Origin of the sequence: Pseudoalteromonas sp. Z1A6 (assembly GCF_011378745.1) — a bacterium.
Taxonomy (GTDB): domain Bacteria; phylum Pseudomonadota; class Gammaproteobacteria; order Enterobacterales; family Alteromonadaceae; genus Pseudoalteromonas; species Pseudoalteromonas arctica.
This window is the reverse complement of the sequence record NZ_WTKW01000100.1, coordinates 1-12,775: the sequence shown is the minus strand read 5'-3', so window position 1 is coordinate 12,775 and position 12,775 is coordinate 1. Positions and strand designations below refer to the sequence as shown.

Genomic DNA, 12,775 nt, shown 5'->3' with positions numbered 1-12,775 from the left:
AAACTGGGCTTTTTGTTTATTAAATGTAATTGCTAGTCAATGTCTATCAATTACATTTAATAAACGCTTAAAGCTAGTGAAATACTAGCCAAAAACTAAATCTCGTTTACGCACTTACTTAGCGAGCACGGAATACGATACGACCCTTTGATAAATCGTAAGGAGTCATTTCTACCGTTACTTTATCGCCGGTTAAAATACGGATATAGTTTTTGCGCATTTTGCCTGAAATATGAGCCACAACTACGTGACCATTTTCTAGCTCAACTCGGAACATTGTATTTGGTAAAGTATCAAGGACTGTCCCTTGCATTTCGATTACGTCTTCTTTCGCCATGTTTAGCGTAACACCTCTTTAATAGTTAAACGCTGCAGATTTTGCCCAAAATACTCCAATAAGTAAAGGCGCAGGGGCTATATTTGCAAATTAAATAGCCACCCACTCATCATTGAGCTGTTTTTGAGCTGGTAAAAACTGAGTTTTGTACTTCATTTTGTCGCATTCATCAATTTGATAGCCTAAGTACACGTATTGCTTATTTTGCTCTTTAGCAAACTTAATTTGCTCTAATATCATTACCGAGCCTAAGCTATAGTGTTCAAAGTCGGGGTCAAAAAAAGTATAGATTGCTGAAATAGCGCTGTTCATACAATCAGTTACAGCAACGGCAACTAAAGTATCTTCATGCCATAGTTCAATAAATGTGATTTTAAGCCAACTGCAAAGTAAAAAACTTTGAAACTGTTCTTTTTCAGGAGGATACATACTTCCGTCTTGATGACGCATAGATATGTACTTGCTATAAAGTGGATAGTATTCAGGTCGCTCTTGCGTTGAAAATTTTACCTCAAACTGTGTTTTTGCTTTGTTTAGTTTACGTTTTTGCGATTTTGAGGGTATAAAGTCTTGTGCTAATACACGTACAGAACTACATGCGCTGCATATTGGGCAGTGCGGACGGTATATTTGGTTACCACTGCGACGAAATCCCAAGCCTAATAAAGACTCAAATTTGTCGGTGCTGTAGCAACTAGGGTCAAGAATAACTAAAAGTTGCTCGCGTCTGTTGGGTAAATAACTACAGTCAAACTCTTGGGTTAAACCAACACGAGCCGGAAGTTGCTCATTCATAGATTGCGTCAAGTTCTTGTGGCTCCCACATAATAGGGTTAACAGTATAGTTATGTGCAGCTTTTAGTTTAGTCAAAAATGTGGAACGGGGGATTACTTGTGCACCTAGGGTCATTAAATAAGGATTTTCTAGCTGGCAATCAATAAAGTGTGCATCATGGCGTTTAAGCCAATTTACCAGTGCCCACATAGCAAGCTTAGAGCAATTGGTTTGATGATGAAACATAGACTCACCACAAAATACACCATTTTGCATTATGCCGTATAAGCCACCTGCAAGCTCTCCGTTACTCCACACCTCTAAACTATGTGCAATGCCTGCATTGTGCGCGTTAACGTAAGCGTCGAGCATGTCAGAGGTGATCCAGGTGCCATCGGTATCAATGCGTTGATCGCGACAGGCTTCTATCACTTCCTCAAAGGCATTATTAATGGTTACTCTAACAGGGTGTTTTTTTAAATGCTTACGCAGGCTCTTACTTATATGAAAATCATTAAGCTCAAAAATGCCTCGTTCGCTCGGCGACCACCACATAATAGGCTCATCTTCACTAAACCAAGGGAATACTCCGCTTTTGTAGGCATTACTTAGGCGAGGCAAACTCAAATCTCCGCCAATTGCTAACAAGCCATCAGGGGATTCTAATGCGTATTCCGGATTGGGGAATGCTATATCGTTTTCGCTTAGTTGGTATAGCTGATTTCTCATACAGTACTTATTTTATAATTGATCGTAAAAGTGTAACTATATTTTAGACATAAAAAAAGGGCTGAATAATCAGCCCCTCTAAATTATTTTGACCGCTTATAGATTATCTAAGAAACGTTCAGCATCAAGTGCAGCCATACAGCCTGTACCCGCAGATGTGATTGCTTGACGGTAAATGTGGTCTGACACATCACCTGCAGCAAAAACGCCTTCTACGCTTGTTTGAGTCGCGTTACCGTGAAGACCAGACTCTACAACTAAGTAGCCATCTTTCATTTCTAGTTGACCAACAAACATATCGGTATTTGGCTTGTGACCAATAGCAATAAATACGCCGGCTAAATCTAGCTCTTCAGTTGCATCAGAGTGTGCATCTTTAATACGTACGCCTGTTACGCCCATTTGGTCGCCTAATACTTCGTCAAGCGTGCGGTTGTAATGCATTACAACGTTACCGTTTGCTGCTTTTTCAGCAAGGCGGTCAGCAAGTATTTTTTCACTGCGGAAACTATCACGACGGTGAATAACATGTACTTCGTCAGCAATGTTAGATAAGTAAAGCGCTTCTTCAACCGCTGTATTACCACCACCCACAACTGCTACTTTTTGACCTTTATAGAAAAAGCCGTCACATGTAGCACAGGCCGAAACACCACGGCCTTGGAAATTAGTTTCTGACTCTAAGCCTAAGTATTTAGCAGATGCACCGGTTGCAATGATTAATGCATCACATGTGTAAGTACCTTGGTCGCCAGTTAGTGTGAAAGGGCGCTTAGATACATCTACTTTATTAATGTGATCAAATATGATTTCAGTTTCAAAGCGCTCAGCATGCTCTTTCATACGATCCATTAACGCAGGGCCTGTTAAACCGTGTGCATCACCAGGCCAGTTTTCAACTTCAGTTGTGGTTGTTAATTGGCCACCTTGTTGAATGCCTGTAATTAAAACAGGGTTTAAATTTGCACGTGCTGCATATACTGCGGCAGTATAACCAGCTGGGCCAGAGCCTAAAATTAGTAGCTTACAATGTTTTGCTTCAGTCATTATTTTTCCTAAACGTTTAATACGGTGTTCAATATGCTCATTAATGCGCTTGATTCTAAGAAAAACAAGGCAGATGTAAACAAAATCCGCGATTATTTTTTTTCTTAAATCGAAAAGCTGTGCAGTATTGTGTACTAGAGTTCTTTGCTTTTACAGTTAAAATGCCTAAGTAGCTCAATAAATAGACTAACAGGCAACAAAACAGCGTTATTTCATGACCCCTTTGATTTTTTTTGTTATGTTTTACCTAATTTTATTTGTCACTGATAGATTATGTGACCTAAGCAAATAGGCAACTATGTTATTTTGGCAGGAAAAACCCGCATTCGGGTTGACTTCAAAAGACGTTAACGTCTTAACCAATGCGCAAGATTACCGAACGCAATTGCTACGCTTGATAGCGAACGCAAAAAAACGAATTTATATTACGGCGTTGTATTTACAAGATGACGAAGCGGGTCGCGAAATTTTAGAAGCGCTGCATCGTGTGTCATTGGCAAACCCGGCACTTGAGGTAAAAGTGCTGGTGGATTTTCATCGTGCGCAACGTGGTTTAATTGGCGCAGATAAATCAGACGGCAACGCAAGCTTATACTGTGACGATTTAGAAAAGTTTAAATCGAACGTACAAGTGTATGGCGTACCTGTAAAAGCTAAAGAGCTTTTTGGTGTATTGCATTTAAAAGGTTTTGTAATTGACGACACCTTACTTTACAGCGGTGCAAGCTTAAACAACGTGTACTTGCAATACAATGAGCGCTACAGGCTTGATCGTTACTTTTTAATAACACAGAGCGAACTGTGTGACTCAGTAGTTGATTTTATTGAAACAAAGCTGCTTAGTTCAGTGGCTGTGCCGCGCATAGACACACGTCCGCTTAAGCGTTTGCACGACTTTAAACTTGATCAAAAGCAATTAATGCGCGATTTAAAAGTCGCAAGTTATAACGCAGCAGAGCAGCTAAATACGCAAGCATTAGGTATTCGCTTGTTTTTAGGGCTTGGGCGTCGTAATAACGAGTTAAATCGTTTAATAAAAGCGTTGTTTGATACAACAGAACAAGAACTTATATTGTATACGCCATACTTTAATTTTCCGGCACCGCTTATGCGATCACTGCGCCGATTATTAAAGCAAGGTAAGCAAGTGACTATTGTTGTAGGCGATAAAACAGCAAATGACTTTTATTTACCGCCAAGCGAGCCGTTTAGTAAAATAGGGGCATTACCTTATTTATACGAAACTATTTTGCATAAATTTGTAAAAACGCAAAAGCGCCATATCGACAACGGTAATTTAAATGTGTATCTGTGGAAAGATGAAAGCAATTCGTTTCATTTAAAAGGTATTTGTTCAGATAGAACAAAACATTTACTGAGCGGGCATAACTTAAATCCGCGTGCATGGGGTCTTGATATCGAAAACGGTATTTTAATAGAAGATCCAGAGCAAACAATTATGGACGCTATTGATAACGAAAAGCAGGAAATTTTACAACACTGTCGACGTTTAACTGGCCCAGATGATTTAGAAACGATGGACGATTACCCGCAGCCAGTTAAAAAATTACTAGGCCAAGCTAAGCGTGTAAAAGTCGATTTTATTATCAAGCGTTTTATCTAATGTAATTGGTATAAATCTAAAATTTAGACACAAAAAAAGCAGCTAATTAGCTGCTTTTTTAATGCTTATACCTAAATAATTACTTAGGTATAAGCGGTAACAATAGTAGTTACGCGTTTTCTACTGCAGTGCGTGGGTCAACATATTCCATGTTGAACGCTTCAGCTACTTCTTTGTAAGTTACTTGGCCTTTAATTACGTTTAAGCCTTTTAAGAAGTGAGCGTCATCTAGTAATGCCTTTTTATAACCTTTGTTTGCAAGGTTAATGATGAAAGGCAATGTTGCATTATTAAGTGCAAACGTAGATGTACGAGGAACAGCGCCTGGCATGTTAGCAACACAGTAGTGAACAACTTCATCAACGATGAAAGTAGGATCAGCATGCGTAGTTGCTTTAGAAGTAGCAATACAGCCACCTTGGTCGATTGCAACGTCAACAATTGCAGAACCAGGTTTCATTGCTTTAATGTGTTCAGCAGTTACTAGTTTAGGTGCAGCAGCACCTGGAATTAGTACGCCACCAATTACTAAGTCAGCTTCTAGAACGTGTTTTTCTAGTGCATCAGCAGTTGAGTAAATAGCTTTTACTTTATTACCAAATTGCGCGTCTAGTGCACGTAAAACGTCGATGTTACGGTCAAGTACTACAACTTCAGCACCCATGCCAACAGCCATAAGTGCAGCACTACGACCAACCATGCCGCCGCCAATTACAACAACTTTAGCAGCTTCAACGCCAGGTACGCCACCTAGTAGCATGCCACGACCGTGGTTAGATTTTTCTAGCGCTTGAGCACCAGCTTGAATAGACATACGACCAGCAACTTCACTCATAGGAGCAAGAAGCGGTAAACCACCGCGAGAGTCAGTTACAGTTTCGTATGCAATACAAATAGCTTTGCTTTTTACAAGGTCTTCAGTTTGTGGAAGATCAGGGGCAAGGTGAAGGTAAGTGAAAAGAATTTGGTCTTCACGTAACATTGCACGTTCAACAGCTTGTGGTTCTTTTACTTTTATAATCATGTCTGCTTTAGCGAAAACGTCAGCAGCAGTTGCTAAAATTTCAGCACCCGCTAGCGTGTAATCTTCGTTAGTAAAACCAATGCCCATACCTGCATCAGTTTCTACAATCACTTGGTGACCGTGGTTTACTAATTCACGAACACTCGCAGGAACCATACCTACACGGTATTCATGGTTTTTAATTTCTTTAGGAACACCAATAATCATAACTTTTGCCTTATTAAGAACGGATTAACATTTTTCACTATTATATTCATCATAAGGGCGTGTGTCTCACCTTTTTTAAAGTCAAATCTAGTGTTATCATCTATATAACAAAAATAAACAGCATAAAAAACTAGTTGGTACTATGCATCAATTATTAGATAGAATTGACCGTAAAATTTTAATGGAATTACAACATGATGGACGCCTTTCAAATGTTGAACTGGCCAGACGAGTTGGCCTAAGCGCCACGCCCTGTCTGGAGCGAGTGAAAAAGCTTGAGCGAGAAGGCTACATCCTTGGCTACAAAGCAGTGGTCGATCCAGCTAAGCTTGGACAAGGTTTATCGGTGTATGTAGAAGTAACAATTACTAAAACATCTCCCGACGTATTTGATGAGTTTAGTGCAGCCGTTAAAAAGCATGAAGAAATTATAGAATGTCATTTGGTATCGGGTAATTTTGATTTTTTACTTAAAACGCGCGTAAATGATATGTCAGAATATCGTGGTGTATTAGGCGACATATTATTAAAACTGCCTAACGTAAGTGAAAGCCGAACTTATGTAGTAATGGAAGAAGTAAAAGGCGAAGAAGGGGTCATTATCCGCCCTTACATTGCTTAATATTATTTATAGTGCAGCTACAATATTAGTTGTTAATTTTTAAGCTAGCTAAAATCAATCTTCGAAGATCTAAACATGATGCGCTCAAATTATAAAAACTTGTTCATAATCAGGCCATGAAGGTTAAGATAAAGTGCAACAAATTGCATTTCCTGCTAAGGTATTTGACTGCAAAGCAAGTGCGAATAGAATAATAAAGAGGGATAGGAAACTATGCGCCTAAACGGTGTGCAAAGACTATTAGAAACAGGGCTGATTATCAGCACCTTTATGGCAATATTTATTTTATGTGCCTTAATCAGCTTTGATCCAGCAGATGCTGCATGGTCGCAAACTAGTTTTAGCGAAGTAAGCAACATCACAGGAGCAGCCGGTGCATGGATAGCCGACATTTTATTACTCACATTTGGTTGGCTGGCCTACTTAGTGCCTGCGGCCATTCAGTTATTTGGTTATTTGTTATTTAAACAACCTCACCGTATTTTACAGCTTGATTACACCACCTTAGCGCTACGTGTGATTGGTTTTGCTTTATTTATTACTTCAGCGACGGCTATTAGTAGTATCAATTTTGACGATATTTATAACTTTTCATCTGGTGGGGTAGTGGGCGATGTTATTGCATCAGCGATGATGCCTGCATTTAACTTTACCGGTACATCTATATTATTGCTGTGTTTCTTTTTTGCAGGTTTAACATTACTAACCGGCGTATCGTGGGTTGATTTTGTAGATTACCTTGGCGATTTAATGGTTAAGCTTTACCGCTTTATTGTATCGTACGCAAAAGGCTGGATGCACCGAGAACACGCTGCAGGCAAAGTAAATAATAACGATGAAGCTGACGCTCACTTTGAAGACGATATTCATGAGCAAATAGAGCTACCTACATCAGATAAAAAAGCAGATAAACAAAAAGCAATTAATAAACCGCAAACGCCATTTAGCGAGCCACAAATTAGTGACGACTTTATGCCGTTTGATGAGCTTGACGACATACTCGATCAAGAGATTGGCTTTAGCGCCATAGACGATGAGCCAATGGATACAGAAGCTGCATTAAATGCGCTAGACCAAAGCCCTGTTATAGAGCCAGAAAAACCAGTTACAACGGTGGTATCGCCAGCTAGGCCTATGCCTAAGCCAAAACCTGCGTATCAACCGCCGCCAACGGCTAAAGAAAAGTTTGAGCAATTACTAACGCAAGAGCCACCACCGGGGCCATTACCGTCGCTAGACTTACTCGACAGACCGGATAAAGCTAAAAACCCTATTTCGCAAGAAGAGCTCGATACAGTATCGCGCCTAGTAGAGACAAAATTACTCGACTTTAACGTACAAGCTAAAGTTGTTGCTGTATACCCAGGGCCAGTTGTTACACGTTTTGAGCTAGATTTAGCACCCGGTATTAAAGTATCTAAAATTACAGGCTTAGCTAAAGACTTAGCCCGTTCGCTTTCGGCTATTAGTGTACGTGTTGTAGAAGTTATACCGGGTAAAACATATGTAGGTATTGAGCTTCCTAACAAACACCGTGAAATAGTACGTTTGTCAGAAGTAATAAACGCGCCTAAATTTGAGCAAAACCCGTCGCCACTTACCATGGTGTTAGGTAAAGACATTGCCGGTCAGCCTGTCTGTGCTGACCTTGGTAAAATGCCACACTTATTAGTAGCAGGTACAACCGGTTCAGGTAAATCAGTGGGCGTTAATGTCATGATAGTAAGCTTACTGTACAAATCGGGTCCTGACGATGTACGTATGATCATGATTGACCCTAAAATGCTTGAGCTTTCAGTATACGAAGGTATTCCGCACTTATTGTGTGAAGTAGTGACCGACATGAAAGAAGCAGCTAACGCACTGCGTTGGTGTGTAGGCGAAATGGAACGCCGTTATAAATTAATGTCAGCATTAGGTGTACGTAACTTAAAAGGTTACAACCAAAAAGTGCTTGAAGCCAAAGAAGCGGGTTACCCAATTCTTGACCCATTATTTAAAGACACCGATGGCATGAAAGAAGGCCCAGACGAGCTAGGTAAATTACCAAGTATTGTTGTAGTAATTGACGAATTTGCCGACATGATGATGATTGTAGGTAAAAAAGTAGAAGAACTTATTGCACGTATTGCCCAAAAAGCACGTGCGGCTGGTATTCACTTAATACTGGCAACTCAGCGCCCATCGGTTGATGTAATTACAGGTTTAATTAAAGCAAATATACCAACACGTATGGCGTTTCAGGTATCAAGTAAAATAGACTCGCGTACCATACTTGACCAGCAAGGCGCAGAAAACTTACTGGGTATGGGCGATATGCTTTATTTACCACCAGGCACTAGCGTACCTGAGCGTGTGCATGGCGCGTTTGTAGACGACCATGAAGTACATGCCGTAGTAAACGATTGGAAAGCGCGTGCAAAACCAAATTACGTTGATGAAATACTCAATGGCGATGCAAGCGAGGATATTTTATTACCAGGTGAAGCAAGCGAAAACGCAGACGAAGAAAACGATCCGCTATACGACGAAGCCGTGTCGTTTGTAATCGAAACCGGCAAAGTATCAGTTTCGTCAGTACAACGTAAACTACGTGTTGGTTATAACCGAGCAGCACGCTTAGTAGAACAAATGGAAACATCGGGTATCGTGAGTTCACCAGGTCATAACGGTGCTCGCGATGTATTAGTACCTAATGGAGCAAATTCATGAAAAAAGTTAACGCCTTATTATTAGTGTTAGGCAGCGTACTTGCCGCACCAAGCTTTGCTGACGACAGCCAAGCATTACAAGACAGACTTGCTACTTTAAAAAGCTTTAAAGCGCAGTTTGCACAAAAAGTAACAGATAAAGAAGGCCAAGCAGTGATGCAAGGCGAGGGTACAATAGCCCTTCAACAGCCTATGATGATTCGCTGGCAGCAAACTAATCCAGACGATACGTTATTTGTATCAAACGGCGATAAAACATATTACTTCGACAGCTTTGCTGAGCAAGTAACGATTATGAAAACCAGCAGCCTAATCGATTCAACACCATTTGTGCTACTTACATCTAAAGACCCAGCACAGTGGGAAAAATACAGCGTACTTGCAACAAGTACAGGCTTTAGCGTAACGCCAAATAAAGGCGTAGAAAGCCAAGTAGAACAACTTGATATAGCGTTTGCAGATAACGAACAAGGCCTTGCTAAATTAGTAGTTACCGACAACTCAGGGCAGCTATCGTCATTTACGTTTAACGATGCACAAGTTAATACACAGCTTGATAAGAGCACTTTTGAATTTACGCCTCCTGAAGGTGTTGAAATAGACGATCAGAGTAACGGTGAGTAATTTAGGATTTAATTTTGGGCCCGATGTACGCCCACTTGCCGCGCGTATGCGCCCTACAACGCTTGATGAGTACATTGGTCAACAGCATTTATTAAGTGCTGACAAACCATTGCATCAAGCCATTGTAGCGGGGCGCTGCCATAGTTTAATTTTATGGGGCCCGCCGGGTGTAGGTAAAACAACACTTGCGCAAATAATTGCCAACCATGCAGATGCCTCACTTATTCAAATGTCGGCGGTAACCGCAGGCATAAAAGATATACGCGACAGCGTAACGCAAGCGCGCGATAACCTAGAAAGCCGTGGCCAACGCACCCTTATGTTTGTTGACGAGGTGCACCGCTTTAATAAATCTCAGCAAGATGCGTTTTTACCGCACATTGAAGACGGCACCTTTATATTTGTAGGTGCAACCACCGAAAACCCCTCGTTTGCCCTTAACAACGCTATATTGTCGCGTGCACGTGTGTATGTATTAAAATCGCTTGCCGATGCCGACTTATACACCGTAATAGAGCGCGCACTTAAACAAGACGAGCAGCTAAGCCAAAAACGCATCACTATTGCCGACAACGCTAAAAAGGCATTGTGCCAAGCAAGTGGTGGCGATGCCCGAAAAGTACTAAATTTACTTGAACAAGCGGTTGATTTAACAACCGAGCAAAACGGTCAATACAATGTAGACGAGCACGTACTTAGCCAAGTGTTACCTACTCATTTAGCTAAATACGATAAAGGCGGCGATGAATTTTACGATTTAATCTCAGCCTTTCATAAATCAGTACGTGGCAGCTCTCCTGATGGTGCATTGTATTGGTATTGTCGAATTTTAGCCGGTGGCGGTGACCCTCTATACGTAGCAAGGCGATTACTTGCTATTGCCACAGAAGACATTGGCAACGCCGATCCGCGCGCAATGGAAGTGGCGTTAAATGCGTGGGATATATTTCAGCGAGTAGGCCCTGGCGAAGGTGAGCGCGCTATTGCACAAGCCACATTGTATTTAGCCAGTGCACCCAAAAGTAATGCGGTGTATATGGCGTTTAATCAAGCCAAGCAGGATGCTCAAAACGAACCAAGTTACCCAGTGCCAGAGCATTTACGCAATGCCCCAACCAACTTAATGAAAGACTTAGGTTACGGCGCTGAATACCGTTATGCGCATAATGAAGAAGGCGCATTTGCCGCAGGTGAAAAATACTTACCACCAGAAATGGACGGCAAAGAATATTACTTACCGAGCGAGCGCGGACTTGAGCAAAAAATTAAACAAAAACTCGATTACCTAAAAGAGCGCGATGCGCAAAGCCCACTTAGACGATACGAAAATGATTAAACTTTATATGATGATCGCCCTTGGCGGAGCCTCAGGTGCGTGTTTACGGTTTTTTATTAGCGAAAGCATGCTAAAACTCCTCGGTAGGGGATTCCCTTTTGGCACGTTGACGGTTAATATTCTGGGTTCATTGTTAATGGGCATTTTGTACGGTTTGATAGATAAAGAAATTATCACCGCAAGCCCCGCCAAAACCCTTATCGGTATTGGCTTTTTAGGTGCATTAACCACCTTTTCAACATTCTCAATGGACTCGTTGTTGTTATTACAACAAGGTCACTTTATTAAAATGGCCCTCAATATCATCTTAAACGTGATGGTGTGTATTTTTATGGCTTGGCTGGGCCTTCAGCTAGTAATGCAAAAAGGTTAAAAAACTAACATGTTAGATTCTAAATTTTTACGTCAAGACATCGAACAAACTGCAGCACGTTTAGCGGCGCGCGGTTACGAACTCGATGTAGCGACGGTAACGGCACTTGAAGAAAAACGCAAAACATTACAAGTAAAAACGCAAGAACTTCAAAGTCAACGTAATGCAAGCGCAAAAGCAATTGGTCAAGCCAAAGCAAAAGGCGAAGACGCACAGCCACTACTTGATGCAGTGGCTAACTTAGGCAGCGAGCTTGACGCCGCTAAAACTGAGCAAGATGAAGTATTAGCCGCGATTAACGACATTGCTTTAGCAATTCCAAACTTGCCAGACGAGTCGGTACCTGCCGGTAAAGACGAAGACGACAACGTTGAAATTTTAACGTGGGGCACGCCTAAAAAATTCGATTTTGAAGTAAAAGACCACGTAGATGTAGGGCAAGACCTAAACGGCTTAGACTTTGAAATGGGCGTTAAAATTAGTGGCGCACGCTTTACCGTAATGCGCGGTCAAGTAGCGCGTATGCACCGTGCACTAACGCAATTTATGCTAGATACACATGCAGACAAAAACGGCTACACAGAGATGTATGTACCGTACTTAGTAAATAGCGCTAGCCTTTATGGCACAAGCCAATTACCTAAATTTGCGGGAGATTTGTTCCACACATTAGGCCTTGTAAACGACGATGGCGAACAACAAGCCGGCTTTAGCTTAATTCCTACAGCAGAAGTACCGCTTACAAACAGCGCCCGCGACGAAATTTACGACGAAAGCGATTTACCAATTCGTTTAGTTGCCCACACTCCGTGCTTTAGAAGTGAAGCAGGCAGCTATGGCCGCGATACTCGTGGCTTAATTCGTCAACACCAGTTTGATAAAGTTGAACTTGTACAGCTTGTAAAACCAGAAGACTCAATGGCAACACTTGAAGAGTTAACAGGTCACGCAGAGCAAATACTACAAGCGCTTGAACTTCCGTACCGTAAAGTAATTTTATGTATGGGCGACATGGGCTTTGGCTCAGCTAAAACATACGATTTAGAAGTATGGTTACCTGCGCAAGACACATACCGCGAAATTTCATCATGTTCAAACATGGCAGATTTTCAGGCGCGTAGAATGCAAGCACGTTTTCGCCGTGAAGGTGTTAAAAAGCCAGAGTTACTACATACACTAAATGGTTCAGGCTTAGCCGTTGGCCGTACACTCGTAGCCATACTAGAAAACTACCAACAAGCCGATGGCACAGTAGTAGTACCAGAAGTATTACGCCCATACATGGGTGGACTTGAAGTGATTGGTAAACAATAAAAATCAAGTTTAAAGCTTTAAGAGAAAAGCCGCTGTTTGTAATAAACAGCGG

The 12,775-nt window shown here is 41.4% G+C and carries 12 protein-coding genes; 7 read left to right on the top strand and 5 right to left on the bottom strand.

All coding sequences use genetic code 11. From position 1 onward, the window contains the following. Positions 1-118 precede the first annotated feature (118 nt). The 4 genes from infA to trxB all read right to left on the bottom strand — a co-directional run bounded on the left by infA (position 119) and on the right by trxB (position 2,888). Positions 119-337: a translation initiation factor IF-1 gene (gene infA, locus GQR46_RS08445; protein ID WP_002962494.1), complete on the bottom strand. Its 219-nt coding sequence runs from the start codon at positions 335-337 to the stop codon at positions 119-121. A gap of 90 nt (positions 338-427) precedes the next feature. Next, complete coding sequence (locus GQR46_RS08440; protein ID WP_165740695.1) at positions 428-1,132, bottom strand: arginyltransferase; 705 nt, start codon at positions 1,130-1,132, stop codon at positions 428-430. Next, positions 1,125-1,841: a leucyl/phenylalanyl-tRNA--protein transferase gene (aat, locus tag GQR46_RS08435; protein ID WP_165740694.1), complete on the bottom strand. Its 717-nt coding sequence runs from the start codon at positions 1,839-1,841 to the stop codon at positions 1,125-1,127. The genes GQR46_RS08440 and aat overlap by 8 nt, the downstream gene beginning before the upstream one ends. A 96-nt stretch (positions 1,842-1,937) precedes the next feature. Then, positions 1,938-2,888, bottom strand: coding sequence for a thioredoxin-disulfide reductase (gene trxB, locus GQR46_RS08430; RefSeq protein WP_008168643.1), 951 nt, complete (start codon positions 2,886-2,888; stop codon positions 1,938-1,940). Positions 2,889-3,186: 298 nt separating this feature from the next. Between trxB and pssA the strand changes: the two genes are divergently transcribed. Beyond that, complete coding sequence (gene pssA, locus GQR46_RS08425; protein WP_165740693.1) at positions 3,187-4,512, top strand: CDP-diacylglycerol--serine O-phosphatidyltransferase; 1,326 nt, start codon at positions 3,187-3,189, stop codon at positions 4,510-4,512. Positions 4,513-4,621: 109 nt separating this feature from the next. Here pssA and ald read toward each other — a convergent pair whose 3' ends face one another. Next, a complete protein-coding gene (ald, locus tag GQR46_RS08420; protein WP_165740692.1) occupies positions 4,622-5,743 on the bottom strand; it encodes an alanine dehydrogenase in 1,122 nt (373 codons plus the stop codon). A 142-nt stretch (positions 5,744-5,885) separates the two neighbouring features. On the opposite strand from ald, the gene lrp reads away from it, so the two are divergent. The 6 genes from lrp (at position 5,886) to serS (ending at position 12,723) form a co-directional block, all read left to right on the top strand. Beyond that, on the top strand, positions 5,886-6,365 hold the full coding sequence (gene lrp / locus GQR46_RS08415; protein ID WP_033014887.1) for a leucine-responsive transcriptional regulator Lrp: 480 nt from the start codon (positions 5,886-5,888) through the stop codon (positions 6,363-6,365). A 213-nt stretch (positions 6,366-6,578) separates the two neighbouring features. Continuing rightward, a complete protein-coding gene (locus tag GQR46_RS08410; protein ID WP_165740691.1) occupies positions 6,579-9,077 on the top strand; it encodes a DNA translocase FtsK 4TM domain-containing protein in 2,499 nt (832 codons plus the stop codon). Further along, positions 9,074-9,700, top strand: coding sequence for an outer membrane lipoprotein chaperone LolA (gene lolA / locus GQR46_RS08405; RefSeq protein WP_165740690.1), 627 nt, complete (start codon positions 9,074-9,076; stop codon positions 9,698-9,700). The genes GQR46_RS08410 and lolA overlap by 4 nt, the downstream gene beginning before the upstream one ends. Then, positions 9,693-11,036, top strand: a complete 1,344-nt coding sequence (locus GQR46_RS08400; RefSeq protein ID WP_165740689.1) for a replication-associated recombination protein A — start codon at positions 9,693-9,695, stop codon at positions 11,034-11,036. The genes lolA and GQR46_RS08400 overlap by 8 nt, the downstream gene beginning before the upstream one ends. Then, positions 11,029-11,409, top strand: a complete 381-nt coding sequence (gene crcB / locus GQR46_RS08395; RefSeq protein ID WP_021032117.1) for a fluoride efflux transporter CrcB — start codon at positions 11,029-11,031, stop codon at positions 11,407-11,409. The genes GQR46_RS08400 and crcB overlap by 8 nt, the downstream gene beginning before the upstream one ends. A gap of 9 nt (positions 11,410-11,418) precedes the next feature. Next, positions 11,419-12,723 carry a serine--tRNA ligase gene (gene serS / locus GQR46_RS08390; protein WP_002962971.1) on the top strand — a complete coding sequence of 435 codons (1,305 nt, stop codon included), beginning with the start codon at positions 11,419-11,421 and terminating at the stop codon, positions 12,721-12,723. Positions 12,724-12,775 lie beyond the last annotated feature (52 nt).

Excerpts from the sequence above, each read along its gene's own strand:
- GQR46_RS08440 (WP_165740695.1), bottom strand. The coding sequence starts at position 1,132 with ATGAATGAGCAACTTCCGGCTCGTGTTGGTTTAACCCAAGAGTTTGAC.
- serS (WP_002962971.1), top strand. The coding sequence starts at position 11,419 with ATGTTAGATTCTAAATTTTTACGTCAAGACATCGAACAAACTGCAGCA.
- crcB (WP_021032117.1), top strand. The coding sequence starts at position 11,029 with ATGATTAAACTTTATATGATGATCGCCCTTGGCGGAGCCTCAGGTGCG.
- infA (WP_002962494.1), bottom strand. The coding sequence starts at position 337 with ATGGCGAAAGAAGACGTAATCGAAATGCAAGGGACAGTCCTTGATACT.
- lrp (WP_033014887.1), top strand. The coding sequence starts at position 5,886 with ATGCATCAATTATTAGATAGAATTGACCGTAAAATTTTAATGGAATTA.
- aat (WP_165740694.1), bottom strand. The coding sequence starts at position 1,841 with ATGAGAAATCAGCTATACCAACTAAGCGAAAACGATATAGCATTCCCC.
- lolA (WP_165740690.1), top strand. The coding sequence starts at position 9,074 with ATGAAAAAAGTTAACGCCTTATTATTAGTGTTAGGCAGCGTACTTGCC.
- GQR46_RS08410 (WP_165740691.1), top strand. The coding sequence starts at position 6,579 with ATGCGCCTAAACGGTGTGCAAAGACTATTAGAAACAGGGCTGATTATC.
- pssA (WP_165740693.1), top strand. The coding sequence starts at position 3,187 with ATGTTATTTTGGCAGGAAAAACCCGCATTCGGGTTGACTTCAAAAGAC.
- ald (WP_165740692.1), bottom strand. The coding sequence starts at position 5,743 with ATGATTATTGGTGTTCCTAAAGAAATTAAAAACCATGAATACCGTGTA.
- trxB (WP_008168643.1), bottom strand. The coding sequence starts at position 2,888 with ATGACTGAAGCAAAACATTGTAAGCTACTAATTTTAGGCTCTGGCCCA.